The following is a 25,516-nucleotide window of genomic DNA, read 5'->3' on the forward strand; positions in this document are numbered from 1 at the left end:
AGGGCTCAGCTGTCGGAAACGGCCTGCTTCTTGGCCCACGCGGCAACACGTGCGGAACTCTCCTCCTCGGACAAGTCCTCGACCCGGGTCATGACCGACCACCGCACGCCGAAGGGATCGCGGATGGAGGCGAACCTGTCCCCGGACACGAAGGTGTCGGGCGGTTCCAGCAAGGTCGCACCGGCGGCAGTAGCCCGCTCAACGGCGGCGTCGACATCCGGGCAGTACAGGCGGATCGAGTAGCAGACCGGCTCATCCGACGGAGTCGCAACCAGACCGGACAAGGCTGAGGGCTCACCGATCTGGATCCTGCCGTGACCGAAGTCGAGCTCTGCGTGGACGACCGCACCCTCGATCTCCACACTGTCCACGATGCGCGCACCGAAGACGTCACGGTAGAACCTGAGCGCTCGGTCGGCGCCGTCAACCGCCAGAAACGGTGTGATGCTGGTGAAGCCGTGCGGAGTCCCATCAGTCGTGTAGTGACCAGTGGCCCCGGATAGGTTGCGTGTACTCATGCCAACGACTGTAGGAACGATGGAGGTGCCTTCGCTTGAAGATCTGCGACAGCTCCGGAAAGGGGAGGAGCCGTGCCCGAGACGACCGCTGATCGACGGGGGATCCTCTATCCCTCCAGGCTTCCGACCTTTCACCGCCAGCCTGTCCCCGAGGCACTGGCCGATCGGGTCCGCTGGATCTGGATCCCACGCTGGGACTTGCCCGCAGGACAACGGGACCGCCAGGAGGTGCTCCCGTTCCCCGCCTGCAACCTCGTTGTCGAGCCCGATGGCATGGCTCTGCACGGCCCGACGACGAGCATCTCCTATCGTGAACTGGAAGGCCGAGGATGGGCCGTCGGAGCCCTTCTCAGGCCTGCGGCAGCGGGTGCGCTGTGCTCCCCGTCCCTGATCCGGAACTCCCATCGGCCGCTCGAGGACCCTGACCTGGGCGCTGCGGTTGCTGACGCCATGGCGGATACCAACACGATGAGGGGTGGACAACGTGCCGCCAGTGCGCTGGCAGACTGGGTGGCGCAACATGCCGGGCCGCCACAAGCGATGGCGCTCATCGCCAACAAGATGGAGGACGTCGTCGCCTCCGACAGAAGCGTCCTGCGCGTCGATCAGCTGGCGCGACGCCTCGATCTTTCTGTCCGCAGTCTCCAACGCCTCTGTGAGAAGTACATCGGCCTGCCCCCACTCGCAGTGATCCGACGCTACCGGCTCCAAGAGGCAGCACAGCGGCTTCGGGAGGATTCGTCCGTCACCGTTGCGCAGGTGGCCGCCGAACTCGACTACGCGGACCACGCCCACCTGACCGCCGACTTCCGACGCGTTCTGGGGCTCTCACCGAGCCAGTACCGACAGCAGACCATCAGCGATCGTCAGGCTCTCAGTGACCGGTAACGGGTTCAAACCTCGGGCAAGTGCCGCCCGATCAATAGACCAGGGAACGGAAGCTCCACCATGCCGTCAGGGTGTTGAGAGACAGTATCGTCGTCAGTGCCAGCAATGCGCCGGAGAATTGCACCCAGAACGTCGTGCGGTGCCGCCGCATCTGGACGAGTGCCCATACGTCGGCCGCAGCCAGTAGGAGGGTCATGACTCCCAGCAACAGGATGGCCGGGTTCTCGGCCACAGCCTCGCGGGTCTGACCGAGGCAGTCCGAGGCTGGGACACACGCGGGTAGCTTGTAGGTGTTCTGCCAGCCGGTTGTTGCGATGATGCCCACTGCCAGTGACGCAACCACGACAACCGTCCCGACGCAGGTGAGTGCCAGGTGCAGCCACCCGCCTGTTCTCTGGAGGCCGGCTGAAGAAGGTCCCATCGCCTCATCGTACGGGGCAGCCTTGAGGATCCCGCGCCGGCGCGTCAAGAACCAGCAGGACGCCGCGAGCGTGAGAACGTTTGGCACCGGACAGTGGCGCGTGGCCGCAACACCCATAGACTGTAGCCATGCTGAATCCGGTTGACCCCACCACCACGCCCGCCTGGAAGCGCCTCACCGAGCTCCACGACTCCATGACCCCGGACCTGCGCGCCTGGTTCGCCGACGATCCCGAGCGCGCCGAGCGCTTCTCCTACGAGTTGGGGGACCTCTACGTCGACCTGTCCAAGAACCTGCTGACCGACGACGTCCGCGACGCCCTGGCCGAGCTCGCCGAGCAGGTCGACGTCCCGGGCCGCCGTGACGCCATGTACGCCGGCGAGCACATCAACATCACCGAGGACCGTGCCGTCCTCCACACGGCCCTGCGTCGCCCGGCCACCGACTCCCTGAGCGTGGACGGCCAGGACGTCGTTGCCGACGTCCACGAGGTCCTGGAGAAGATCTACGCCTTCGCCCGCCGCGTGCGCTCGGGGGAGTGGACCGGTATCACCGGCAAGCCCATCAAGACGGTGGTCAATATCGGCATCGGCGGCTCCGACCTCGGTCCCGTCATGGTCTACGAGGCTCTCAAGCCCTACGTGCAGAAGGGCCTTCAGTGCCGCTTCATCTCCAACATCGATCCCACCGACTGCGCCGAGAAGGTCGCGGACCTCGACCCGGAGACGACCCTGTTCATCATCGCCTCCAAAACCTTCACCACCCTGGAGACCCTCACCAACGCCCGCATGGCCCGCGACTGGTTCCTGGCCGCCCTCCAGGCCAAGGGCATTGAGACCGACGGCGCCATCGCCAAGCACTTCGTGGCCGTCTCCACCGCCCTGGACAAGGTCGCCGAGTTCGGCATCGACCCGGCCAATGCCTTCGGCTTCTGGAACTGGGTGGGTGGACGCTACTCGGTGGACTCCGCCGTCGGGACGGTCCTGGCCGTGGCCATCGGCCCGGAGAACTTCGCCGACTTCCTCTCCGGCTTCCACACCGTTGACGAGCACTTCGCCACCAAGGCTCCGGCCGAGAACGTCCCCATGCTTATGGGCCTGCTCAACGTCTGGTACGTCAACTTCTTCAAGGCCGGCTCCCACGCCATCCTGCCCTACGCCCAGTACCTGCACCGTTTCCCCGCCTACCTCCAGCAGCTCACCATGGAGTCCAACGGCAAGTCCGTGCGCTGGGACGGCAGCCCCGTGACCACCGAGACCGGCGAGGTCTTCTGGGGTGAGCCGGGCACCAACGGCCAGCACGCCTTCTACCAGCTCATCCACCAGGGCACCCAGCTCATCCCCGCGGACTTCATCGCCGTGGCCAATCCCGCGCACCCCACCAAGGACGGGGGAGTGGACGTCCATGAGCTGTTCCTGTCCAACTACCTGGCCCAGACTGCGGCGCTCGCCTTCGGCAAGACCGCCGATGAGGTGCGTGCCGAGGGCACCGCCGAGGAGATCGTCCCGGCCCGCGTCTTCGCCGGCAACAAGCCGACCACCTCGATCCTCGCCCCGGCGCTGACGCCCTCGGTCGTCGGAGAGCTCATCGCCCTCTACGAGCACATCACCTTCACCCAGGGCATCGTGTGGGGTATCGACTCCTTCGACCAGTGGGGGGTGGAGCTGGGCAAGAAGCTGGCCCTCGAGATCGCCCCCGCCGTCCAGGGCGACGAGGAGGCCCTCGCAGGGCAGGACGCCTCCACCCGGGGCCTCATCACCCGCTACCGCAGCCTGCGCCGCTAGCCTGGCCAGACCAGCCGAATACTCTGTCGTGTCAGCGACTCATATCCCGTTGAGGAGGACATCGTGAAGGAAATCAGCGTCGATGAGCTGCGACGTCGGCTCGAGGCGGAGGAGGATCTGGTGGTCCTTGACGTGCGCGAGCCCGATGAGGTGGCGCGCACGGCGATCCCCGGTTCAGTCAACATCCCACTGGGCGAGGTGGCCGACCGGATGGGAGAGCTCGATGCGTCCAGCCCCACTGCGGTCATCTGTGCCGGCGGAGTGCGCTCCGCCAAGGCGGTCACGGCTCTGACCGCTGCCGGCTACACCGGCGAGCTGCTCAACGTCAGCGGCGGCATGAAGGCCTGGTTGGGTCAGTAACCCGGCGGGCAACCAACCCATCGGACGGCCTCGGACTGACCGGTTCGGGGCCGTCCCGCGTATCTCAGCCTTGTCTTTGAGAGCGCCTGAGCAGCTCCTCGACTGTACGCAGGACACCGTCCTCGGTGTTGGCGGGCGCCGTGTACGCCGCTGCGGCATGGATGCCGGGGTGGGCATTGCGCATGGCGAAGCCCAGGTCCGCGTGGTCGTAGAGATCCAGGTCGTTGAGGTAGTCCCCGAAGGCAGCAGTCTGCTCCGGGAGGACTCCGAGCCTGGCCTGAAGCGCCGCCAGGGCCCGCCCCTTGGAAACCTGTGCCGACATCATGTCCGTCCAGTGCAACCCGGAGACGACGGTCTGCACGTGCGGAACCGCAGCGGTCAGCGCCTGAGAACTGCCGTTCTCAACGTCGTCGAAGTCGAAGACCGCGACCTTGAGCACCTCATCCAGGGCGATGGCGGTCAGGTCCTCGACGATCTCCAGCGCCTCGTAGTACAACCCGGTCTGTTCCAGGAAGGCCGCATCCGAGCGCTCGATGTAGGCGCAGTGCTTGCAGGCCACAACCGCGCCGACGTCGTACCCGGAGTCGACCAGGTGGCGGGTGGTGGTGATGGCGGCCTCGGCGTCCTGGGCGCTGATGGTGTCGGAGTGGATCTCCTCACCACCGTGAACGACGAAGGAACCGTTCTCTGCGATCAGTGGTGAGTCCTCGACGGCGGAGCCCAGGACCGCACGCAGGTTCGCCAGTTGCCTGCCCGAGGCAGGAGCGAAGACGATGCCGGCGGCTCGCATGTCTTCGACTGCCTCCAGCAGCCCGGCGGGAACACGCCCCTGACCATCAAGGAGAGTTCCGTCCATGTCGGTGACGACAAGACGGAGATCGATCTGCGAGGGCAACGCTGCGAGGAGCTCGGGTTCCAGGGGAAGGTGCTTCACGGCGTCATCCTCTCAAGGATGACGCGTCCATGTCAGCACGGCGTGAGGCGCGCACAAGACGGGCGCCTGCTGGCCCACACCGATCAGTGGACCAACAGGCGCCCGTCAGAGGAACGGCTCGCGCTCTGAGAGCCTTCAGCTCTGTCAGCTGGCCTGGCGGCGACGCATGACGAGGACGGCGCCGGTGCCCAGCAGGCCGGCAGCGACGACGGCGACGGCGATGCTCGGACCGGTGGTGGCCAGGGCGGGCTTCGTCGGGGTGGTGCGAGGAGCCGCAACGGCGGGAGTCGCGGACGGCTTGGCCGGGGAGCCGGCGGCCGTGACGGTCTCAGTGCTCACCGTGGTGGCCGGAGCGGAGGCCGTCGGAGCAGCAGGGGTGGACTCCGTCGTGGGAGGAACAACCGGAGCCGGAGCCGTCGTCTCGGTGGACGGCGTCGACGACGTGGTCTCCGGGGTCGGCTCCGTGGCCGGGGTGTCCGCCGGCGGGTTGTCGTTCGTCTTCGGCGGGGTGTTGCTCTTCGTCGTCGTGGTGGTGGTGTTGGTGGTCGTCGTGGTCGACGGGGTCAGCGTCGAGTTGCTGACGTTGTAGGCGGCGAAGTTCTGGGTGGCGTACCACCTGCCGTCCGAGGTCTGGGCGAAACCGATGCCGATGGAGTTGACGTTCGGGTCGGTCATGTTCTTGTAGTGGCCGGGGGAGTTGAGCCACTGGTCGAAGATCAGCGCGCCGGTGTCGCCACCCGCGGTACGCCAGGCCACGTTCTCAGAGCCGGTGGTCCAGCCCTTCGGGTAGGCCGACGTGAAGTCGGGGCGGTGGCTCATGTTGTTGGCGGCCGCCTGCTGCTCGGACCAGTCCTGTGCGACGGCGTCGAGCTCCTGGTACCGGGTCACGGGCTGAAGGCCCAGGCTGCTGCGCAGCTCGTTGACCTTGTTCAGGACGGTGTCGGCGTACTGGGCCCCCTCCGAGGTCACCTGGGCGGGAACCGCGGCGGCGGCTGCAGGTGCGCCCTGAGGGGCGGCCGGAGCGGCCAGTGCGGCCGAGGAGGCGGTCAGCGGCACGACGGTGAGCGCAGCTGCGGCGATGACGCGCTTGATGTTCATGTGTCGTTCTCTCTGATCGGGAATATGAGAACACAGTCTGATTTGCACAATCGACGGTGAGCCGACGCGCAGGATGCTGTGAGACACCCTTGATGTCGGTGTTCACTCAACCACAGTCGCGTCGGCCATGCATGTTATTCGGTTGTGACTTTTCTGACCGAATTCGTCGCGCGGCTGAATCATGTGACCGGCTACAAGGGGTAGTTCTTTCGTCTTGAGGTACCAATGAAAACTGGCCACAGGCGGCGGGCAGGCTGGGTGATCGCCGTCATTGCAACGTTGACTGGATCGTGATTAAAGGTTGGTAAATTGCTATCGGGCTCATCGGCTTAAATTAGCCTAATGGTTGTTATGTGGGATGCAAATGTGGCTTGTGTTGATAAGGGTGGCATCGGAAGAATGTGAACGTCTGCTGCCGAAGTGCTGTCAACAAAAAGGTCCGCACTCCTTTGAAAGAGTGCGGACCTTTGTCCTGGTCGGGCTGGCGGGATTTGAACCCACGACCCCTTGACCCCCAGTCAAGTGCGCTACCAAACTGCGCCACAGCCCGTTGACTCGCGGCTTCGGGCCGCTTGCAACGAGCAGAACCTTAACCCATGGGGCGGCTCGTTCCGAAATCTGCTGGCGGTGAGGCCGCTCACCCCGGCGCGTCAGACGCGGTCATCCTGATGGCGTCCGCCTCCCATGAGGGCGTCGAGCTGACGACGCTCCTTCTTCGTGGGCCGTCCTGCCCCGCGATCTCGGATGATAGCTGCCGGCGCGTCCAGGGGTGACGGGCGAGGGGGAGAGGAGTCGATGTACGCGGTGCGGGCGATGGGGGCACCCACCCGCTTGGTGAGGATTCGAGTGACGGTCAGTAGCCGGTCGAAGCCATCGACCCGGTAGCGGACCTCGTCCCCCACCGAGACGTGCTGGGCGGGCTTGGCGGTCTCTCCGTTGATGCGCACATGCCCCGCCTTGCAGGCGCTCGTCGCCGCCGAACGGGACTTGATCTGCCGCACGCTCCACAGCCAGACGTCGATACGAGCCGACGTCGGTGCACTTGGAGCGTTGTTGCCGCTGGAGGCGGAACGGGGGTGAGCTGCCATGGCGGCATCCTAAGCAGACGGCTCAGTGGCGGGACATGGAACGGCGCCGACGCCGTGAGGCTGCGCGCACTCGGCGTCTGCCTCGAAGGATGAGTCCCCAGCCCAGAACCAGGGCGCCGAGTGCTGCCAGTGCGGCGTATCGGGGACTGTGCCACACCATGGAGCCGACCTCTTTCGCGCTACGCGCGGCGCGTTCCGGGAGGGATGCGGTCCCGTCCCCACCGGCGAGACAGCTGTTCAAGGTGGTGCTCAGCGCCGCCTTGTCGGCCTGAGGCAGGCCGAGCCGGTAGGCGGCGGCCACTGAGACGAAGCGACGTGCGTAGGTGCAGCGGTAGGAGGAGTTGGCCGGCCACCAGCCACCCGGTCCGGTGGGCCGCCAGCTGCCGGTCTCGGTGGAACCAACGGGACAGCTCGCCGGCCCGCAGGCGCCCTTGGCCTGATTGGCCTCGCCTTCAACGGCGACGAGATTCAGCGGGTCGTTGGCCACCAACAGTCGGGTGCGCTCATCCCACTGCCAGGCTCCGTGGGCGTAGAGGTAGTTCAGCGGCACCACATGGTCGATCTGGACAGCCGCCGAGGTCTCCTGACCGCGTGTGAAGGTGACCCTTCTGCCTGTGTAGGGATCCTGAAGGACGCCCGCCCAGACGGTGGCGTCCGGGCACACGCCCGCACCCCGGCCACGTCCCTCCTCCCGGGACTGAAGGCCGTCGGCGCGCGAGAAGTCGGCATCCTCCAGGTCCCGGGCCAGGATCTCGTTACGAGTGTCACAACCGTCACCGTCGACGTCGGTCCATGCCTCACCGAACCAGCCGGTTCGGGAACCTCCCTCGGCCCAGGAATGGGCGGCCGGAGCGTCCTCGGGCAGCTCCGAAAGCACCTCAAGAGATGCCTTCAGGGACAGGATGAAGTCTCCTCTCCGGTCCCAGGGCGCCTCATGGAGGGCGGCGAGCTCGGTGGCCGCTGACCTCTGCGAGGGCTCCGGCGAGGCATCATCGGCATGGACGGGAAGAGCCGCCGTCATCCCCGATGCACTGAGCGCACCGAGCACCGTGAGGCGCGCCAGGAGCCGGCCGGAAGCGTTCATGAGGCTACGGTAGCCCTACCCGCCGACATGAAGTCTTGGGCTCGTCGGCCCGCACTGCGCCGGCAGGGCGACCGGATCAGACTCAATCAGTCATCAGGGCGTTGGCCTGCTCATCCAGGTACCAGGTGGTCTGCTTTCCCCGGCAGCACGAGGCCGGTGCCTTGAGCACATCGGGAGCGCCCAGCCCCAGGCGGACCGCCTCGGCCTTGCCCTCTCCGCCGGCCACCACCATGATCCGGCCGGCATGCTGCAAGGCATCGAAGGTCAGGGAGTAGCGCTCGGGAGGTGGCTTGGGCGAGTTGCGTACGGCCACGGCGGGCACTCCCACCGCGAGCGCGGCCGGGTGCCCGGGGAAGAGGGAGCAGACGTGCGCATCAGGTCCCAGCCCCACGTGGACGACGTCGAAGCCGCCGTGGGTCAGACCCGCCGAATTAAGCTCGTGGACCATGCGGGCGGTCGCCTCATCCAGGCCACCGACCTCGTTCGGAGCGGCCAGCCGGTGGGTCTGAGACTCCCTGATGCCTGCGGCGATGAGGGGAGTGGCCAGCAGATCGTTGCGTTCCGGGTCCCCGGCGGGCACGAAGCGCTCGTCACCGAACCACAGGTGGATGGCGCGACGCACCGCTTCGGGCTGGGCGGCGATGAGCGGCGCGAGGGCCTCAGACAGCGCCATCCCCCCGGAACCGCCTGTCAGTGCCAGGTGGGCGACTCCCCGGTCCGTCACCGCAGCGGCCAGGATCCGCACGGTGTCCTGGCAGGCCCTGTGTGCGGCGTCGCTCAGTGTGGGAAGCACGATGACCTCTGGCGTGGCTGCGGCCGAAGCCGCCTCCTGGATCTCAGCGATGGCCTGGGTGCGGGGAGTGCCGGTGTCAGTCATTGACGGGCTCCTCGAGCAGCGTGGCCAGGACCTCCTGGTAGACGAGGTCGGGGGTGAGCCGGCGCAGCTCCTCGTTGAGGGTGCTGACCGGCTCGCGCCGCGCCATCGTGACCACCTGGGGCTCGGGGGAGCCGGGGCGCGTGATCGTGACCCGCTCCAGGTCATGGCGGGCGATGATGATCTCGCCGTCGTCGGTTCTGGCGGTAATGGAGGAGATGCCCTTGAAGTCCTCCTCATCGACTCTCGTGACCGGTATGTCCAGCCGCAGCCGCAACCACGCGATCATGAGGGAGAGCGAGGAGTTCCTCGGCTCGCCGGCCACCACGAGCTCTCGCAGGCTGCCCGCGCGCAGCAGCGGGTCCAGGGTGGAGGCCACCATGGCGCGCCACAGGGTGATGCGGGTCCAGGCCAGATCGATGTCTCCGCGCACGCTCACCGGTGCCAGCTCTCGCAGCGCCCTGGCCGGGAAGTCCTGCGCGGGAGTGTTGGTGATGCGTGTGGAGCCAAGGCGTCCCAAGGGATCCTGCGAGGGGATCTCGGGGACGGTCGTCGGCCACCACACGACCACCGGGGCGTCGGGCAGGAGGAAGGGCACCACCAGCGTGTCGGTGTGCAGAGCCGCTTCGTCCCAGGGCCGCAGGACCAGCGTCTCGCCGGCACCGGCGTCGTGACCGACGCGGATCTCGGCATCCAGGTGCCCTCCGGCCTGGGCTGGGACGTGTCCGTCACGGCTGCGTGGAGTCACGCGACCGACAGCGTCCTCCTCAGGCGGTTTGACGACGGCGATGATGCGGCTGGGGTGATCCCGGCTGGCGCCGTGCGCGGCGCACAGCGCGTCCTCCAGGCCCTTCTCGTCGGTGGAGATCACGAGAGTCAGCACCCGGGAGGAGCCGGAGGTCCCCTCGTGCTCCACCAGCCGGGAGACGATCCGCGAGGTGGTCGTCGCGGTCAGTGTGGTAATCATGAGCGCCTCCAGGTGCGGCCGTCGCGGGCAAGGAGTTCGTGGGCACTGGCCGGCCCCCAGGAGCCGGGGCGATAGCCCTCGGGACTCCCACCGGCGCTCCAGTGCTCGATGACGGGATCGAGAATGCGCCAGGACAGGTCGACCTCGCGCTGGTGGGGGAAGAGAGGGGCGTCACCCAGGAGCGCATCGAGGATGAGGCGCTCGTAGGCCTCCGGGGACTCCTCGTTGAAGGTGGCTCCGTAGCCGAAGTCCATGGAGACGTCGCGCAGCTCCATCTGGGTTCCGGGCACCTTGGAGGCCAGCCGCAGCGTGATGCCCTCATCGGGCTGGATGCGCAGCACGATGGTGTTGGCACCCACGGCCGTGGTGGCCGCCGACTCAAAGGGCAGGAACGGCGGCTGCTTGAAGACGACGGCGACCTCGGTGACCCGGCGGGTCAGGCGCTTACCGGCGCGCAGATAGAACGGTACGCCGGCCCAGCGACGGTTGGCGATCTCCAGGCGCAGGGCGGCGAAGGTCTCGGTGCGGGAGTCGGCGGCGACGCCGTCCTCCTCCAGATAGCCCCGCACCGGCAGCCCTCCCTGGAAACCGGCGTCGTAACGGCCCCGGGCAGTGGTGAGGTCCAGGTCCAGCACCCCGTCGCGCTCCAGACGCACGCAGTTGAGCACCTTCTCCTTCTCCAGGCGCACCGCGGCAGCCTCCATGCTGGTGGGCTCCTCCATCGCGGTCAGTGCCAGGAGCTGGAGCAGGTGGTTCTGGATGACGTCGCGCGCCGAGCCGATGGTGTCGTAGTAGCCGGCCCGGGTTCCGATACCGATGTCCTCGGCCATCGTGATCTGGACGTGGTCGACGTAGCGCTGGTTCCACAGCGGTTCGAACATCGTGTTGGCGAACCGCAGCGCCAGGATGTTCTGCACCGTCTCCTTGCCCAGGTAGTGGTCGACCCGGAAGACGTCGTCGGGACGCACGATGCGTCCCACGAGGTCATCGAGCTCTCGGGCGCTGGCGCGGTCGTGCCCGAAGGGCTTCTCGATGACGACGCGGCGCCAGGCGTCAGCCGACTCCTCCACGAGCCCGGAGCGGGCGATGCGCTCGGTGACGGCGGGGAACCACCCCGGGGGGATCGACAGGTAGAAGGCGCGGTTGCCGCGCGTGCCCCGGGTGGCGTCCAGGTCATCCACCACGGCCGTGAGCCGGTCATAGGCGGCGTCGTCCTCGAAGGAGGCGAACTCCACGAAGCGCATCCCCGCTGCCAGCTGCTCCCAGATGGCGGGACGCCACGGGGTACGGGCGCCCTCCCGAGCCGATTTCTCCACGTAGGCGCGCAGGTCGTCGTCGGACCAGGAGCGCCGGCCGACCCCCACCAGGGAGAAGCTGGGGGAGAGCAGGCCCCGGTTGGCCAGGTCGTAGATCGCGGGCAGGAGCTTGTGGCGAGCCAGATCGCCGGTGATGCCGAACATCACCAGGACGCAGGGGTCCGCGATACGCGGAAGACGAAGGTCACGGGCGTCGAGGAGCGGGTTGACCGCCCGCACGGGTCTCGACGACGGGAACGGAGTCGCAGAGTCGGAGCTGGACACGTCAGCCTTTCTGAGATTCGACGAACGGCGGACCAGGTGGCACCGATTGGTCGTCGGAGCACTGCGGCACCCTGAGCGGAGGCCCGGCCGGGGCCGCTGCACCGCCCGGAGGAACCGTGCTGGCCGCACCCGTCACTGTAGCGCCACCTCAGGAGGCTCACCCGGCAGGGACAGGCCTGTCGTGAGCCGTCACACGCCGTTGCCGACACGTCTGAACCACGGACGGTCCTCGTGCGCGAGGACAGGACGCGGTAGGGTCACAGAGGTTGACAGGTGCGGGTGGCACTCATCAGCGTCGTGAACCGGAATGTTGACACGCCGTTGCCGTTATCGCAGAGCGCAACCATTATCCTCCGCCACCAAGGCTTGGAATCGCAGCGCCGTCATGAGGGGGCTGCGGCACAGGAAAGGACGTCCATGAGCAGCTTCATCCCCGCACCGGCCACAGCCGACCTCGGTGTCTTCGGGCTGGGGGTGATGGGGGCGAACCTGGCCCGCAACCTGGCTCGTCACGGTCACGCGGTCGCCGTCTTCAACCGCACGCTGGCCCGTACCGAGAGGCTCATCGAACGTTACGGCTCCGAGGGCGACTTCGTGCCCGCAGCCGACCTGAAGGATTTCGTGGCCTCGCTGCGCACGCCGCGTGTGGCCATCATCATGGTCCAGGCCGGAGCGGCCACCGAGGCGGTCATCGAGGAGCTGGCCGCCCTCATGGAGCCCGGCGACATCATCGTCGACGCCGGCAACACGCTCTACACCGACACCCGGCGCCGCGAGGTCTCCCTGCGTGAGCGTGGGCTGCACTTCGTGGGCATGGGGGTCTCCGGCGGCGAGGAGGGGGCGCTCAACGGCCCCTCGATCATGCCCGGTGGCACGGCCGAGTCCTACGACCGCCTGGGGCCGATGCTGGAGTCCATCTCTGCCCACGTGGACGGCACGCCGTGCTGCACCCACGTCGGTCCCGACGGTGCCGGCCACTTCGTCAAGATGGTCCACAACGGCATCGAGTACGCCGATATGCAGCTCATCGCCGAGGCCTACGACCTGTTGCGCCACGTCGGCGGGTTCACGGTCCCCGAGATCGCCGAGGTCTTCCGCTCCTGGAAGGACTCCGAGCTCGACTCCTACCTCATCGACATCACCACCGAGGTCCTGTCCCACACCGATGCGGCCACCGGCGAGGCCTTCGTCGACGTCGTCGTCGACGCGGCCGGCCAGAAGGGCACCGGCGTGTGGACCACCCAGACGGCCCTCGAGCTGGGAGTGGCCGTGCCCGCCATCGCCGAGGCCACCTTCGCACGCGCGGTCTCCTCCTCCAGCGCGGCGCGGGCCGCGGTCCAGGCCGCTGACATCGCTGCAGGAACCACGCAGACGGCCCTGACCGACCCCGAGGAGCGACGCGGCTTCGTCGATGCCGTCAAGCAGGCCCTCTACGGATCCAAGATCGCCGCCTACGCCCAGGGCTTCGATGAGATCGCCACCGCCTCCAAGCAGTTCGACTGGAACATCGACCTGGGTGCCATGGCCCGCATCTGGCGAGGCGGCTGCATCATCCGCGCCCGCTTCCTGGACGACATCACCCGTGCTTACGCCGAGAACCCCTCTCTGGCCAGTCTGCTCACGGCGCCGGTCTTCGCCTCCTCCCTGGCGAAGGTTCTGCCCGCCTGGCGCCAGGTCGTGGCCACCTCCGCCACCACCGGTGTCCCCGCCCCGGCCTTCGCCTCCTCCCTGGCCTACGTCGACCAGCTGCGCTCCCGGCGCCTACCGGCCGCCCTCATCCAGGGGCAGCGAGACTTCTTCGGCTCGCACACCTACCACCGCACCGATGACGTCGAGGGCGTCTACCACACCCTGTGGGCCACGCCCGAGCGCACCGAGGAGAAGTGGGACTGAGGTTTGGCGAGGCCTGGTACCCACCTTGTACCAGGCTCGCAGAGGTCTCGGCCGCGACCGCATGCCGCTAGATTTTGCCGCATGACGACCACCGCGCCCGCCCGCTCCGACAGCCCCACGAACCTGCGTCACGAGGAGGCCGCCTGGCGATCCTCCGTGTGTCAGGTGCCCTCTGCCCACGTGGCGGTCGATGTCACCGGGGCCATCGACCGCCACGAGGCCGCCTTCAGCGTGCGTTGCCTGATGGGCCTGGACATCAGGCAACGCGTTGAAGGACTCTGGGTGGACTTCGTGGGGCAGACGGTCGACTCCCTCAGCATCGACGGGCAACCCGCCCCGGTGACCTGGGACGGGGCCCGTATCGAGCTGCCCGTCCTCGACCCGGGCGAGCACACGGTGGAGATCACGGCGCGCGGCCTCTACTCGAACTCGGGTCAGGGGCTGCACCGCTTCCACGACCCGGTCGACGGCGCCACCTACCTCTACACCCACTTCGAGCCCTCCGACGCGCGCCGGGCCTGGCCGGTCATGGAGCAGCCGGATATCAAGACCCGCTTCTCGCTGGAGGTCATGCACCCCCGCGGCTGGACGGTCATGTCCAACACCTGCCCGCAAGCAGGCGGATCGAGCCCCCAGGCCGCGACCGGCACGGACTGCGGCTGTGAGACGACATCCTTCGCCGCCTCCAGGCCCCTGCCCAGCTACCTCACCGCACTGGCGGCCGGCCCCTGGCACCGAGTGACCGGGCAATGGACGTCCCCGAGCCGGCCGGGCCTGACGATCCCGCTGTCGTGGTCCTGCCGAGCCAGCCTCGCCGAGCACCTCGATGCCGCTGAGCTCCTCGACCTGACCCGGGCCGGCCTGGACCTCTATGACCGGGCCTACGCCTACGGCTTCCCTTGGGACTCCTACGACAGCGTGCTCGTCCCGGAGTACAACCTCGGCGCCATGGAGAACCCTGGCTGCGTCACCTTCAACGAGGAGCTCTACCTCTTCAGGGGGCCGGTCACCCGCTCCCAGAGGGCCGGACGCGCCAACACGATCCTCCACGAGATGTGTCACATGTGGTTCGGCGACCTCGTGACCCCCACCTGGTGGGAGGACACCTGGCTCAAGGAGTCCTTCGCCGATCACCAGGGCACCTGGGCCGAGGCCGAGGCGGCCGGCTACACCGAGGCCTGGGTGAGCTTCGCCTCCACCCGTAAGGCCTGGGCCTACCTGGAGGACTCCCGGCCGGCCACTACCCACCCCATCGTCGCCCGGGTCGACGACGTCGAGGCCGCCCGGCAGGCCTTCGACGGCATCACCTACGCCAAGGGGGCCGCCGTCCTCAAGCAGCTCGTCGCCCACGTCGGCCAGGAGGCCTTCTTCAAGGCCGCGGGTCTCCTCTTCGAGCGCAGAGCCTACGGCAACGCCTCCCTGGACGATTTCCTGCACGTGCTCTCCCAGGTCTCGGGCCGTGACATGCAGAACTGGGCTCGTGCCTGGCTCCACACCGCAGGCCCCTCAGTCATCACCGACGAGCTGGTCGTTCATGAGGGACGCATCGCCTCCCTGACCCTGCAACAGGAGGGGATCGACCCGGTGAGCGGGCAGAGCGTGCTGCGTCCGCACACGCTCGTCGTCGGCCTGTACTCCTTCGACGGGGACGGAGCGCTGGTACGCACCCACCGCCTGCCGGTGGTCCTGGAGGCCGCGAGCCTCGACGTCGTCGAGGCCGTGGGGCTGCCCGCTCCCGATCTCGTCATCGTCAACGACGAGGACCTCACCTACGCCGTCGTGCGGCCCGACGACACCTCGCTGTCATGCCTGACCGCCTCGCTCGGCTCCCTGCGTGACGCCATGGCGAGGTCCTTGGCCTGGTCGATGCTGCACAACCTCGTCCGCGACGCGGTCATCGATGCGGCACTGTTCGTCCAGGCCGTTCTGGCGCACGCCGACGATGACACCGAGCCGAGCACCCTGACCGTCTTGCTGAACCAGGCGCTGCGGGTCGCCTGCAGGTACGCCGACCAGCACACGCGTCGCGTGCTCCTGGAGCGCCTCGTGGCCGATGACTCGACCGGGCCCTCCACGGAGGGGGAGCCGGCCGTCCTGCCCGGCGGGTGGGGCAGGCTCCGTGCTGCCGCGCCGGGATCCGACGCCCAGATCGTGCGCGCCCGCGCCTGGCTGGAGGCAGCAGGACAGGCGCGGCTGCTCGGTGAGGCGGGCAGTGCCCAGGTGGCCGCTCGTGCACGAGAGATCCTGGACGGAGCCCTGCCCGGACTGGAGCTGGACGCCGACATGCGGTGGCGGGCCCTGACCGCCCTGGCGCGGCTGGACGCCGTCAGTGCCAACGAGCTCGAGGCACAGCGAAAGGCGGACCCGACGGCCAGCGGCATCACCCATCACCTGCAGGCCTCCACCTCGATGCCCCACCAGGACCTCAAGGCCGAGGTCTTCGAAAGGCTCCTCAGCGACACCTCGGTGAGCAACGACCACATCGACGCCCTGGTGGCCGGCTTCGCCATCGACGCCCACCGCGAGCTGACCGCGTCCTTCACCCCCCGCTACCTCCGGGAGATCCAAGGGCTGTGGGCCGAGCGCGGTCAGGAGATCGCCACCCGGCTGGTCGTCGGGCTCTTCCCCGCCTGCGGGGACGAGGCGGATGCCCAAGCAGTCGAGGACTGGCTCGCGACGCACCCCGAGGCGCCGTCGGCCCTGCGCCGGCTCATCCTCAAGAGCCTGGACGACCTGCGACGCGCTCTGACCGCTCGACGCACAGGCTCGGCGGATCTCTGAAGGGCTCGAGCCATCGCCATGCCGCGAGACCTTTGTCCTAGCCTGAGCATCATCAATGCGGGACCGTGACCGATTTGAGACCTTCAATCAGTGCTCCCAGTCACCTCGCGGGCATCGTCGCGGGCGCGCAGCGGGTAGGCTGCTGGCCAATCATGGAGGGTTGTATCGTGGTGTTGACTCGACGGCGGTACAACGAACGGTATGGTGGTCCCTGAGGCGGCGCACCGGGCGCCGCAACGAACCGAGGGGCAGGAATAATGTCGAGCAGTCCGATCGAGCAGGATCCCTCCTCCACACAGACCTTCGGGGTCGTCGACGTCGCCAACGCAGTCGACTCCCCGGTGGTGGGGCTGAGCCAGCAGGACGCCGCCGCGATCGCTGCCCTACCGTCGGGAACGGCGCTTCTCCTCGTCCACCACGGGCCGACCACCGGCGCGCGGTTCCTCCTGGACGCCGAGGAGACCACCGTGGGGCGCCATCCTCGTGCCGACATCTTCCTCGATGACGTCACCGTCTCCAGGAAGCACGCGGTCTTCTCGTCGCTGCCCGATGGCGGGTACGGCGTCCGTGACTCCGGTTCGCTCAATGGAACGTATGTCAACCGCACGCGTGTGGAGCAAGTGGCGCTCCGCTCCGGCGACGAAGTCCAGATCGGCAAGTACCGGATGACCTACCACCCCGGCCCCCAGGGCGGAGCCGCGTCTCGGTGAGCGCTGCAACCGCACGAAGCAAGAAGCGAGACGCCCCCTCCTCCTTGCTTGAGGCCTCTGAGCGCCCGGCAGGCGAAACCTGGCCCCGCGGCATCTCTCGAGAGCCTGTGATGAAGATCGGGCAGGTGGTGGATCTCCTCAAGGTGGAGTTCCCTGCCCTGTCGATCTCCAAGGTTCGCTATCTCGAGGGTGAGGGGCTCATCAGCCCTCACCGTGTCGGCAACGGGTACCGTCGCTACTCGCAGGCGGACCTGGAGCGGCTGCGCTACGCCTTGGCGGTGCAGCGCGACGAGTACCTTCCGTTGCACGTCATTCGTGAGCGTCTGGCACGGCTGGACGCCGACGTCGAGGCCCCCGCCCCGCAGCCCGTCGCCCGGGTGGTCGCCCGGGATGGCCGGATCGTCGACGACGGCCCCATGGATCTGGAGGCGCTCCTGGCTCACTCCGGTGCCAGTGAGTCCCAGATCGAGGAGCTCGTCGCGGTCGGACTCATCAGTCCCGATGTTCGTGGACGCTACAGTCAGCAGAATCTCAGGACCGTGCGTCTGGCCATGGAGATCACCCGCAAGGGAGTGCCCCTGCGCAACCTGCGCGCGGTACGCGCCTCAGCTGAGCGGGAAGCGGACACGATCGACCAGGCAGTGGCTCCGCGTCGGTCACGCTCGCGCAGCGCCGGTGAGGAGACGGCTCGGGAGCTGGCCGAGCTCGTCGCGGATCTGCACACGATTCTGCTGCGTCGCGCCGTTGACGCGCTGGGCTGAGGGTGGGTGCGTGCACGCACGCCCGGTAGGCGTTCATCCGGCCGGTGGTGTGTGTCGACGAAGGTCAGCGTGCATCGGTTGCGCGTTCCCGGGACAGGGGTGACTACCTCCCGTAGGGTTGGAACGTGCCCTTGATGCAGTTGGTGGGTGTCAGATCCACCGATCCTGATGACGGCTTGGTCGCAGTCCTCGTGGAGGACGGCGGACCGACGATGCTGGCCATTCCGGTGACGGCGCACGAGGGGCTGGTGCTGCAGGCCCACGGCTCGCACCGCTCGCCCTCATGGCCCAGGCTCCTTGATGATGTCGTCGAGGCGCTGGGCGGTCGCATCGGGCGCACTGAGCTCGACGTTGACGATGACGCGCGTATCGTCGCCAGGCTCGTCGTTGAGACTCCCGCCCGCGCCAGCGGGGTGACGACTGTTGCCTGCACTCCGGGAGAGGGGCTGCTCCTGAGTGGATACCACCGGTTCCCGGTGCACGCCAGCAGCTCGCTAACGCGCCTGAGGGCTGTGGACCTCAGCGACGACCACGGTGCGGAGCGCCTCGAGCAGTGGCAGCGAGTGCTGTCGCAGACCGATGACCTGGCCGACGGCGACACGCGGGACTGATGTGACTGATGTGACTAGAGTTGTAATCTGCATCACTTTTAGATGCTGCTGCCCTGTCGGAGAATCGGCTGTATCGCAGGGAATGGTCGGTGTGTGGGCCAGGACTGTCGACCTCAGCTAGAGATTCATGCCTGACGGCACACTGAGATGGGGCGTGCCCTTCGTTGAGCATCGCCTCAAGTGGCCCTATCGTGGAGCCGTGGCCGCACGAGGCGGGCCGCCGCACCAGTTTCAGGTGCGTGTTCTTCCGGCGACAGGAGCAGGTCGTGAGCATGAATGAAGCCAGCGCGATAGCAAGGCCTCAGCGTACTCAGGGCATGCTGTTCGGTGACCCGCTTCCCCAACTTGATGCCGACTCGGGCTACCGCGGGCCGGTGGCCTGCCGAGCCGCCGGCATCACGTATCGCCAGCTCGACTACTGGGCACGTACCGGGCTGGTTGAGCCATCGATTCGAAGCGCCAAGGGATCGGGCTCCCAGCGGCTCTACTCCTTCCGCGACATCCTGGTTCTCAAGGTCGTCAAGCGCCTTCTGGACACCGGGGTCTCGCTCCAGCAGATCCGTACGGCGGTCAGTGCCCTGCACTCCCGCGGTGTCGAGGATCTGGCCTCCATCACCCTCATGAGCGACGGCGCCTCGGTCTACGAGTGCACCTCGGCCGACGAGGTCGTCGACCTGGTCGCCGGCGGCCAGGGCGTCTTCGGCATCGCCGTGGGGCGGGTGTGGCACGAGGTCGAGGGAGCGCTGGCGGACCTCCCCGTCGATCACGCTCAGGCCCTCGGTACTCCTCTGGTTGAGGACGAGCTGGCCAAGCGTCGCGCCGCCAAGCGGCAGCAGGCCATCTGAGCACTGCGAGGCGCACATCATCAGAACGCCTGTTCGCTGAGGCTGGAACCGTGGTGACGGTTCCAGCCTTCAACGTATTCTGGCCGAGTCGATCCGATTCATGACAAGGCGAGTGTCGCTGCGGTGCAGCTTCCGGCGGCGCTCTCGCACCAGGAAGCAAGATGACTGGAGCGCCCACCCGTACCCTGGCCGACCTGAGAATCAGCCCCATTGGGCTGGGAGGCAACGTCTTCGGCTGGACGGCCGATGAGACGACCTCCTTCGAGGTGCTGGACGCCTACCTGGACGGTGGCGGGAACCTCATCGACACTGCTGATGGATACTCCTACTGGGCTCCGGGGAACTCAGGAGGGGAGTCGGAGACCGTGATCGGTGCCTGGCTCGCCTTGCGTCCTGTTCGTGAGCGCGTGGTTCTGGCCACGAAGGTATCCACGAAGCCCGACCGTCCGGGTCTGAGCGCGGATAATATCCGCCGGGCGCTGGAGGAGTCGCTGTCGCGGCTGCGTACCGACGTCATTGATATTTACTACGCCCACTTCGATGATGAGTCGACTCCGTTGGAGGAGACCGTTGGCGCCTTCGAAGAGGCCCGACTCGTCGGCAGGATCCGGCACGTGGGGCTGTCCAACTACACGCCTGAGCGCATCCGTCAGTGGTTCGCCATCGCTGACGCTCACGGGTATGCACGGCCCGTTGTCCTTCAGCCCCACTACAACCTTCTCCACCGAGACGACGTCGAAGGCCCTGGCGCCAGGGGGCAGGTGGCGGCCGAGCTCGGTATGGGGCTCATGCCCTACTTCGCCCTGGCCGCCGGTTTCCTCACGGGGAAGTACCGTCGGGATGAGCCGATCAGTGGTGAGAGGGCAGGGATGGTAGCCGACTACCAGCGGTCCGAGTGCTATGACGTCGTTGAGGCCGTCGCCAGGGTGGCGGCGGATCGCGGGGTGGAGCCGGCAGCCGTGGCTCTGGCCTGGCTGCGTGACCGTCCCGGTGTCACCGCTCCCTTGGCCTCGGCGCGCAACCTGAGTCAGCTGCGACCGATCGTGGAGGCGCTGACGCTCGAGATCAGTGACGAGGAGACCCGGGCTCTCACCCGGGCCTCCGACGCCGCGTGCGCCTGACCCGCTGCGGGGCCGGCCGGTGCCTACAGGGTGCGCCTGCCCAGAACGTAACGGCGGCTGTATCCGTCGGAGAGGTCGGTAATGGTGACGCGAACCAGGCCGGCCTCATCGACGCGGTAGTGCTCCTGAATCCGCGGACCGTGATCGCGCCGCTCCACTGAGTAGGTCCTCAGCTCCTCGTCATCGACGTCCCGCAGTGAGGACTCGAAGGGGAAGACGATGTCCTGATAGGGGGCGATCTCGCCGCGTGGCTCACCGCCCTCGTCGACACCGGCGCACTCCACAAAGCGGTACCAGCCGATGTTGTGCGCCGCGTCGTACTCGCGGGTCAGCACCGTGCCCTCCCGGCCCCCGGGCGAGGCCTGGACCGACTCTGGGCTCAGGATCGCGTCGAAGGTGAGACGGTGGCCGCCGTCGGCCTCGCGGAAGACACCGAAACCCCGTGAGAGCCGGTCGGTCAGGTCGTAGTCACTGGTGCGGTCCGCCGCGATTGCCAGGCCGATGGCCGTGGAGGCCCCGGGGTAGGGGGAGCGGTGAACCCGACGACCGAAGCGCTCCCTAAGGAGCCTGGGCACCAGGGGAAGACCGGAGGCACCGCCGACCAGGTAGACGCCGGCGATGTCGGTCAGGTCCGGGCTCCCGTCGTCCATCCTGCCAACCAGAGGGGCCATCGTGGCCAAGGACCGCTCAATGAGCGGTGTGCAGGCCGTGTACAGGTCGGACACCGGCAGGACGACGTCCTGGCCTCTGAGGATGATGAGCACCCGACGGCTCTGAGGGGTGAGGTGCTCCTTGGCATCGCGGCACTGGTCCAACAAGTCGTCGAGCTCAGTGGGGGAGAGGTCCTCCTCGGTGATGCCCGCCCGGCTGAGGGCCATCGTGGCCATGAGCAGGTCGACGTCGTCCCCGCCCAGGTCTCCCAGCCCGTGAGAGGCCAGTACCTCGTGAGACGTGCCGACGACGTCGACCAGTGAGGTGTCGAAGGTGCCACCGCCCAGGTCGTAGACCAGAACCCGGGTGCGCTTGGAGGAGACGGTGGTCGCCTTGCGGTGGGTGTACTCGAATCCGGCTGCACTGGGCTCGTTGAGCATGGCGGCGACACGGAAACCGGCCTGCTGGAAGGCCTCAAGAGTCAGAAGACGCTGCGCCCCGTAGGCGTGGGCGGGCACGGCGACCACCACGCGGGCGCGGGTGATGTCGATGCCCCGATCAGCGAGCTCGGACTTCAGGTGACGGAGGTAGCTGGTGAGAACCTCCAAAACGGAGAAGGTACTGTCTCCCAGCCGTACCGGCGTCGAGGCGGTCAACGTGGGGGAGGCCAGGACCCGCTTGAGGCTGCGCAGCAACGGAGCGCCCTGGTGGGCTGCCTGCCTGGCGGCGAAACCGTGGACGAGCGTCCCCTCGTGCAGCGCTGTCAGCGAGGGGACGAAGTCGTGCTCGTCGCCGTGCTCGTCGGTGAAGCTGATAACGGGATAGTTCCCCCGGTCAGCACGCGCCACGACGGTACGTGTCGTCCCCAGGTCGATTCCCAGATCGATGTCTGTTGCTGACTCGTGGTCGATCCCCTGGTCGGGGAGGGTGCCGTTGCCGATGCTGTCCAGGCTCTTCGTCGTGTCCGCTGCCATGCAGTGACCCTATCGTGACGGGCCCTTCCTTCCGGGGTAAGCCGCCATGTTGCGAGGTACTTGTGGAACGTGACAATTGGCTCAGCGGTTTTGCCCCTGAGGTGGGACGAAAGACCGTGTTGCTGGGGAGTGGCCATGACGCGCTTATGAGACCAGGGGAACCAGTGCGAGCCTCGTATGCGATTGGTTAGGCAGCAGGGGGGTCGGCGGGTAACAATACTGGTGGGTTGCGCTCACGCGACCCGGACCTCCGCTGCCCCCTGCCAGGGCGGCCGAGAGGGTCAGCCAGATCTCCCATCGGGAACGGTATGAGCACCATTCTCTTCCTCGTGATCGTTGTCGTCGTGACGGCCCTCGTCTTCGACTTCACGAACGGTTTCCACGACTCGTCCAATGCGATGGCGACGTCGGTGGCGACAGGCGCCTTCACACCCAGAAGAGCGGTTCTGGTCGCCGCCGTGCTCAACGTCATCGGCGCCTGCCTGTCGACCGAGGTCTCCAAGACGATCTCGCACGGGATGTTCGACGACACGGTGATCGAGTCGGCGCCGGCCATGATCTTCGCTGGTCTGGCCGGCGCCATCCTGTGGAACCTGGCGACCTGGTTGTTCGGGTTGCCGTCGTCGTCGTCCCACGCGCTGTTCGGAGGACTCATCGGAGCGGTCGTGGTGGCAGCCGGGGTCCAAGGAGTCCACTGGGGCACTGTGATCTCCAAGATCATCCTGCCCGCCGTCATCGCACCGGTGGTGGCCGGAGTGGCAGCAGCCCTGGCCACAGCTTTGGCCTACCGCATCGCGCACCCGACCAACCCGTACTCCGAGAGGCTCTTCCGCAACAGCCAGCGGGTCACCGCATCGCTGGTGGCGCTGTCTCATGGCACGTCTGATGGTCAGAAGACCATGGGGGTCATCACGCTGGTGCTGGTGGCCGGCGGCTACCAGGAGGCCGGTACCGGGCCCCACTGGTGGGTCATTGCGGCAGCGGGCCTCGCCATCGGCCTGGGCACCTACTCGGGCGGGTGGCGCATCATGCGCACCATGGGGCGTGGGCTGGTGCATGTCGAGGCTCCGCAGGGCTTCGCCTCCGAGACCGCCTCGACGGTGGCGATCCTGGCCTCCTCCCATCTGGGGTTTGCGCTGTCCACCACCCACATCTGCACCGGGTCGATCCTGGGCTCCGGGATTGGTCGGGGAACCAAGGTATCCTGGAGGACCGCAGGCAAGATGGGGATCGCCTGGCTGGTGACGCTTCCGTGCTCAGGCCTGGTGGGGGCCGCCACGTCCTATGTCGCGGTCAAGGGCGGTGTGCCGGGCACGATCGCGGTCATCTGCCTGCTCATCCTGGGAGCCCTGGCCATCATTCGGCAGGCGAGCCACAACCGGGTGGATTTCTCCAACGTCAATGACGCCTCCGAGGTCGTCGTCGTCAAGCAGAATCCGGAGCTGGGACGTGAGCCGCGGACGCTGGACGAGGTGCGTTCCGAGATCGTCAATGGCGTGACCGACCAGGACAGTACGCATCGGATGACGACAGGATCCATGGCATGACCGGTATGGCGATCGACTGGGGATCACTGGGGCTGGTGGCGTCCGTGACGGTGCTGGGCACCGCCTTCATCCTCACCATCTGCTCGTTGGCGGCCCGCATGCTGGCCACCGTGCACGCCAAGCACGAGGCCGGCGAGGTCGAAGGAGTGCGTCTGGCTCAGGTCCTGGCGGGCGTCTTCATCGCTATTGCCGCCGTGATCGCGTTATTCGGTCTGTGGCTCATCGTCCCGTACTTCCACTGAGAACCACCTCGGCGCACGACAGTGGTCCTGCTAACATCCCTTCGTGACTGAGGACCTCAAACGCCTGGCCCAGGATGCAATCGCCGCATCTGCAGCGGCCGATGACCCGGACTATCCCTGCTTCCACGTCGTCCCGCCGGTGGGCCGACTCAACGATCCCAACGGACTGCTCATCGACGGCGACACATACCACGCCTTCTACCAGCTCAGTCCCTTCCACCCCCACCGCAAGCTGGTCTACTGGGGACACTCCTCCTCGACGGACCTGCTGCACTGGCGCCACCACGCGCCCGCCATCATCCCGGACTCCTCCTACGACCGCAGCGGTGCCTACTCCGGTAACGCGATCGTGCTGGAGGGCCATGAGGTCGATGCCGCCCCTGCTCGGGCTCCGTTCCAGCTGTTCTACACCGGGAACCTCAAGGACCCGGTGACCGACGAGCGCACCGCCAGCCAGTGCCTGGTGACTAGCGGCGACCTGACCGACTTCGCCAAGTGGCCCGGAAATCCGCTCATTCCCGCCCACGCCGAGGGCTACACGACCCACTACCGTGACCCGCAGGTCTTCCGGGATCCTGACCGGCCGGGGGAGTACCGAATGCTCATCGGGGTCCAGCGCGCCGATGAGACCGGCGCCGCAGTCCTGTACCGCTCCCGGGACCTGGTCTCCTGGGAGTTGGAGGGGGAACTGAGCTTCCCCGGAGCGGGAGGCGCCTTCGATGCCTTCGGGTACATGTGGGAGTGCCCCGGTCTGGTGAGGCTGAAGGACGAGGACACCGGCGAGGACTGGGACGTCCTCGTCTGGTGCCCGCAGGGCATCACCCCCGGCCGGGAGGGCTTTGAGAACATCTTCCCCTGCGTCTACACGGTGGGGCACCTCGTGGGTACGGAGCTGCGAGACACCGGCGGGGTCTTCCACGAGGTTGACCGGGGCTTCGAGTTCTACGCCCCTCAGGTCTTCGCCCGTCGTCCCTCCGAGCCGGGGCCGGTCCTGCTGACCGGGTGGGCGGGCAACGCCTCCGAGGACGATCAGCCCTCCATCGAGACCGGGCAGTGGGTCCACGCCCTGACCATGCCTCGGATGCTGAGTCTCAAGGCGGGCCGACTCATCCAGCGCCCCGCCGTCTCACTGCCGTATGACGCCGGGCAACCGGCCCTCGTGGGTGAGTGCCTGAAGGCGGGCCTCCACGAGGTCGATGACCTCAGCGGGCACCGCAGCTGGCAGCTGCGCCTGGAGGCAGACGCCGAGCAGACCACAGGGCCGTGGGGACTGCGGATCGGATCGGATGACTCGCATGTGGACATCACCCTGGATGGGCAGGTGCTGCGGGTGGACCGCTCCACCTCCCGCTACACCCAGCACGGATCGGTGCGCAGCGTGACGCTTCCTGAAGGGTGCGCGCCAGTGCTGGAGGTCATTCACGACCGATCGCTGACCGAGGTATTCGTCGGTGACGGGGAGCTGGTCCTCACGCTGCGCAGCTTCGTCGAGGTCAGCAGCACGGGAGTACGGCTGATGGTCGCGGAGGACCTCGCGTTGACGGCCGGCAGCACGAGGACTTTCGCATCGTCCTGAGACCTTCCCGGCCTCGCGTCACTATGGGAGCAAAGGGGTCCTGAGCAGGGCGAAGGCGGGGAATAGATCCGGACCCTTCTCTCCGGTTGCAGGGTGCTCTAACTCACTGTAATGTGACGATCGATTGACATAGGTGTGGCTGCAGGGAGTCAGCGATGATCCCGACCGTTGGGTTTCCCCGCCCTCCCAGGTGCTGCGGCCCCATCAC

The 25,516-nt window shown here is 67.4% G+C and carries 23 protein-coding genes and 1 tRNA gene; 13 read left to right on the forward strand and 11 right to left on the reverse strand.

The window, feature by feature from the left end; genetic code table 11:
- Window positions 1–5: 5 nt before the first annotated feature.
- A complete protein-coding gene (locus JJJ14_RS06215) occupies window positions 6–518 on the reverse strand; it encodes a VOC family protein (protein WP_065362666.1) in 513 nt (170 codons plus the stop codon).
- A 72-nt stretch (window positions 519–590) separates the two neighbouring features.
- Between JJJ14_RS06215 and JJJ14_RS06220 the strand changes: the two genes are divergently transcribed.
- Window positions 591–1,406 (forward strand): AraC family transcriptional regulator, encoded by an 816-nt coding sequence (locus JJJ14_RS06220; protein WP_009406049.1) that lies wholly within the window; start codon window positions 591–593, stop codon window positions 1,404–1,406.
- 31 nt (window positions 1,407–1,437) lie between these two features.
- Here the strand turns inward: JJJ14_RS06220 and JJJ14_RS06225 are convergent, their stop codons facing one another.
- Window positions 1,438–1,827, reverse strand: a complete 390-nt coding sequence (locus JJJ14_RS06225) for a hypothetical protein (RefSeq protein WP_101558206.1) — start codon at window positions 1,825–1,827, stop codon at window positions 1,438–1,440.
- 128 nt (window positions 1,828–1,955) lie between these two features.
- Here JJJ14_RS06225 and pgi point away from each other — a divergent pair, with 128 nt between their 5' ends.
- Together pgi and JJJ14_RS06235 are read left to right on the forward strand one after the other, a co-directional pair.
- A complete protein-coding gene (gene pgi / locus JJJ14_RS06230; protein WP_201444987.1) occupies window positions 1,956–3,611 on the forward strand; it encodes a glucose-6-phosphate isomerase in 1,656 nt (551 codons plus the stop codon).
- A gap of 63 nt (window positions 3,612–3,674) precedes the next feature.
- Window positions 3,675–3,971: a rhodanese-like domain-containing protein gene (locus JJJ14_RS06235; RefSeq protein ID WP_236592928.1), complete on the forward strand. Its 297-nt coding sequence runs from the start codon at window positions 3,675–3,677 to the stop codon at window positions 3,969–3,971.
- A gap of 64 nt (window positions 3,972–4,035) precedes the next feature.
- Here the strand turns inward: JJJ14_RS06235 and JJJ14_RS06240 are convergent, their stop codons facing one another.
- The 8 genes from JJJ14_RS06240 to zwf all read right to left on the reverse strand — a co-directional run bounded on the left by JJJ14_RS06240 (window position 4,036) and on the right by zwf (window position 11,596).
- Window positions 4,036–4,905: an HAD family hydrolase gene (locus JJJ14_RS06240; protein ID WP_201444988.1), complete on the reverse strand. Its 870-nt coding sequence runs from the start codon at window positions 4,903–4,905 to the stop codon at window positions 4,036–4,038.
- 144 nt (window positions 4,906–5,049) lie between these two features.
- Window positions 5,050–6,003: a CAP domain-containing protein gene (locus JJJ14_RS06245; protein ID WP_201444989.1), complete on the reverse strand. Its 954-nt coding sequence runs from the start codon at window positions 6,001–6,003 to the stop codon at window positions 5,050–5,052.
- 473 nt (window positions 6,004–6,476) lie between these two features.
- Window positions 6,477–6,553 (reverse strand) — tRNA-Pro (locus tag JJJ14_RS06250).
- Window positions 6,554–6,653: 100 nt separating this feature from the next.
- Entirely contained in the window at window positions 6,654–7,091 is a 438-nt protein-coding gene (locus tag JJJ14_RS06255; protein WP_075379252.1) for an RNA-binding S4 domain-containing protein, read from the reverse strand.
- A 22-nt stretch (window positions 7,092–7,113) separates the two neighbouring features.
- Window positions 7,114–8,175: an HNH endonuclease family protein gene (locus JJJ14_RS06260; protein ID WP_201444990.1), complete on the reverse strand. Its 1,062-nt coding sequence runs from the start codon at window positions 8,173–8,175 to the stop codon at window positions 7,114–7,116.
- A gap of 82 nt (window positions 8,176–8,257) precedes the next feature.
- Window positions 8,258–9,052: a 6-phosphogluconolactonase gene (pgl, locus tag JJJ14_RS06265; protein ID WP_201444991.1), complete on the reverse strand. Its 795-nt coding sequence runs from the start codon at window positions 9,050–9,052 to the stop codon at window positions 8,258–8,260.
- The gene (locus tag JJJ14_RS06270; protein ID WP_201444992.1) at window positions 9,045–10,016 is read right to left on the reverse strand and encodes a glucose-6-phosphate dehydrogenase assembly protein OpcA; all 972 of its coding nucleotides are present in this window, start codon (window positions 10,014–10,016) and stop codon (window positions 9,045–9,047) included. Before JJJ14_RS06270 ends, pgl begins: the two co-directional genes overlap by 8 nt.
- Window positions 10,013–11,596, reverse strand: a complete 1,584-nt coding sequence (gene zwf / locus JJJ14_RS06275) for a glucose-6-phosphate dehydrogenase (protein WP_201444993.1) — start codon at window positions 11,594–11,596, stop codon at window positions 10,013–10,015. Before zwf ends, JJJ14_RS06270 begins: the two co-directional genes overlap by 4 nt.
- Window positions 11,597–12,013: 417 nt before the next feature.
- Between zwf and gndA the strand changes: the two genes are divergently transcribed.
- The 7 genes from gndA to JJJ14_RS06310 all read left to right on the forward strand — a co-directional run bounded on the left by gndA (window position 12,014) and on the right by JJJ14_RS06310 (window position 20,318).
- Window positions 12,014–13,489, forward strand: a complete 1,476-nt coding sequence (gndA, locus tag JJJ14_RS06280) for an NADP-dependent phosphogluconate dehydrogenase (RefSeq protein ID WP_004564923.1) — start codon at window positions 12,014–12,016, stop codon at window positions 13,487–13,489.
- An 81-nt stretch (window positions 13,490–13,570) separates the two neighbouring features.
- Window positions 13,571–16,270, forward strand: coding sequence for an aminopeptidase N (pepN, locus tag JJJ14_RS06285; RefSeq protein WP_201444994.1), 2,700 nt, complete (start codon window positions 13,571–13,573; stop codon window positions 16,268–16,270).
- A gap of 257 nt (window positions 16,271–16,527) precedes the next feature.
- Complete coding sequence (locus tag JJJ14_RS06290; protein ID WP_004564921.1) at window positions 16,528–16,980, forward strand: FHA domain-containing protein; 453 nt, start codon at window positions 16,528–16,530, stop codon at window positions 16,978–16,980.
- Window positions 16,977–17,741: a transcriptional regulator FtsR gene (gene ftsR, locus JJJ14_RS06295; RefSeq protein WP_004564920.1), complete on the forward strand. Its 765-nt coding sequence runs from the start codon at window positions 16,977–16,979 to the stop codon at window positions 17,739–17,741. Before JJJ14_RS06290 ends, ftsR begins: the two co-directional genes overlap by 4 nt.
- A gap of 134 nt (window positions 17,742–17,875) precedes the next feature.
- On the forward strand, window positions 17,876–18,352 hold the full coding sequence (locus JJJ14_RS06300; RefSeq protein ID WP_075379553.1) for a DUF151 domain-containing protein: 477 nt from the start codon (window positions 17,876–17,878) through the stop codon (window positions 18,350–18,352).
- 317 nt (window positions 18,353–18,669) lie between these two features.
- Window positions 18,670–19,197, forward strand: coding sequence for a MerR family transcriptional regulator (locus tag JJJ14_RS06305; protein ID WP_009397704.1), 528 nt, complete (start codon window positions 18,670–18,672; stop codon window positions 19,195–19,197).
- Window positions 19,198–19,358: 161 nt separating this feature from the next.
- Window positions 19,359–20,318: an aldo/keto reductase gene (locus tag JJJ14_RS06310; protein WP_201444995.1), complete on the forward strand. Its 960-nt coding sequence runs from the start codon at window positions 19,359–19,361 to the stop codon at window positions 20,316–20,318.
- A 23-nt stretch (window positions 20,319–20,341) separates the two neighbouring features.
- Here JJJ14_RS06310 and JJJ14_RS06315 read toward each other — a convergent pair whose 3' ends face one another.
- Window positions 20,342–21,943 (reverse strand): Hsp70 family protein, encoded by a 1,602-nt coding sequence (locus JJJ14_RS06315; protein ID WP_201444996.1) that lies wholly within the window; start codon window positions 21,941–21,943, stop codon window positions 20,342–20,344.
- Between the two features lie 308 nt (window positions 21,944–22,251).
- Here JJJ14_RS06315 and JJJ14_RS06320 point away from each other — a divergent pair, with 308 nt between their 5' ends.
- From JJJ14_RS06320 to JJJ14_RS06330, 3 genes are read left to right on the forward strand one after another with little or no spacing between them, the layout of a single operon-like run.
- Window positions 22,252–23,490: an inorganic phosphate transporter gene (locus JJJ14_RS06320; RefSeq protein WP_201444997.1), complete on the forward strand. Its 1,239-nt coding sequence runs from the start codon at window positions 22,252–22,254 to the stop codon at window positions 23,488–23,490.
- Complete coding sequence (locus JJJ14_RS06325) at window positions 23,487–23,732, forward strand: hypothetical protein (protein WP_004564914.1); 246 nt, start codon at window positions 23,487–23,489, stop codon at window positions 23,730–23,732. The genes JJJ14_RS06320 and JJJ14_RS06325 overlap by 4 nt, the downstream gene beginning before the upstream one ends.
- Before the next feature lie 43 nt (window positions 23,733–23,775).
- A complete protein-coding gene (locus JJJ14_RS06330; protein ID WP_101558192.1) occupies window positions 23,776–25,308 on the forward strand; it encodes a glycoside hydrolase family 32 protein in 1,533 nt (510 codons plus the stop codon).
- Window positions 25,309–25,516 lie beyond the last annotated feature (208 nt).

It is taken from the genome of Actinomyces sp. HMT 175, assembly GCF_016694895.1.
Classification (GTDB): domain Bacteria; phylum Actinomycetota; class Actinomycetes; order Actinomycetales; family Actinomycetaceae; genus Actinomyces; species Actinomyces oris.

Bases quoted from the DNA above. Each gene is read 5' to 3' on its own strand.
- JJJ14_RS06215 (WP_065362666.1), bottom strand. From the start codon at position 518: ATGAGTACACGCAACCTATCCGGGGCCACTGGTCACTACACGACTGAT.
- JJJ14_RS06225 (WP_101558206.1), bottom strand. From the start codon at position 1,827: ATGGGACCTTCTTCAGCCGGCCTCCAGAGAACAGGCGGGTGGCTGCAC.
- pgi (WP_201444987.1), top strand. From the start codon at position 1,956: ATGCTGAATCCGGTTGACCCCACCACCACGCCCGCCTGGAAGCGCCTC.
- JJJ14_RS06245 (WP_201444989.1), bottom strand. From the start codon at position 6,003: ATGAACATCAAGCGCGTCATCGCCGCAGCTGCGCTCACCGTCGTGCCG.
- JJJ14_RS06255 (WP_075379252.1), bottom strand. From the start codon at position 7,091: ATGGCAGCTCACCCCCGTTCCGCCTCCAGCGGCAACAACGCTCCAAGT.
- JJJ14_RS06260 (WP_201444990.1), bottom strand. From the start codon at position 8,175: ATGAACGCTTCCGGCCGGCTCCTGGCGCGCCTCACGGTGCTCGGTGCG.
- pgl (WP_201444991.1), bottom strand. From the start codon at position 9,052: ATGACTGACACCGGCACTCCCCGCACCCAGGCCATCGCTGAGATCCAG.
- JJJ14_RS06270 (WP_201444992.1), bottom strand. From the start codon at position 10,016: ATGATTACCACACTGACCGCGACGACCACCTCGCGGATCGTCTCCCGG.
- gndA (WP_004564923.1), top strand. From the start codon at position 12,014: ATGAGCAGCTTCATCCCCGCACCGGCCACAGCCGACCTCGGTGTCTTC.
- pepN (WP_201444994.1), top strand. From the start codon at position 13,571: ATGACGACCACCGCGCCCGCCCGCTCCGACAGCCCCACGAACCTGCGT.
- JJJ14_RS06290 (WP_004564921.1), top strand. From the start codon at position 16,528: ATGTCGAGCAGTCCGATCGAGCAGGATCCCTCCTCCACACAGACCTTC.
- JJJ14_RS06300 (WP_075379553.1), top strand. From the start codon at position 17,876: ATGCAGTTGGTGGGTGTCAGATCCACCGATCCTGATGACGGCTTGGTC.
- JJJ14_RS06305 (WP_009397704.1), top strand. From the start codon at position 18,670: ATGCTGTTCGGTGACCCGCTTCCCCAACTTGATGCCGACTCGGGCTAC.
- JJJ14_RS06310 (WP_201444995.1), top strand. From the start codon at position 19,359: ATGACTGGAGCGCCCACCCGTACCCTGGCCGACCTGAGAATCAGCCCC.
- JJJ14_RS06315 (WP_201444996.1), bottom strand. From the start codon at position 21,943: ATGGCAGCGGACACGACGAAGAGCCTGGACAGCATCGGCAACGGCACC.
- JJJ14_RS06320 (WP_201444997.1), top strand. From the start codon at position 22,252: ATGAGCACCATTCTCTTCCTCGTGATCGTTGTCGTCGTGACGGCCCTC.
- JJJ14_RS06325 (WP_004564914.1), top strand. From the start codon at position 23,487: ATGACCGGTATGGCGATCGACTGGGGATCACTGGGGCTGGTGGCGTCC.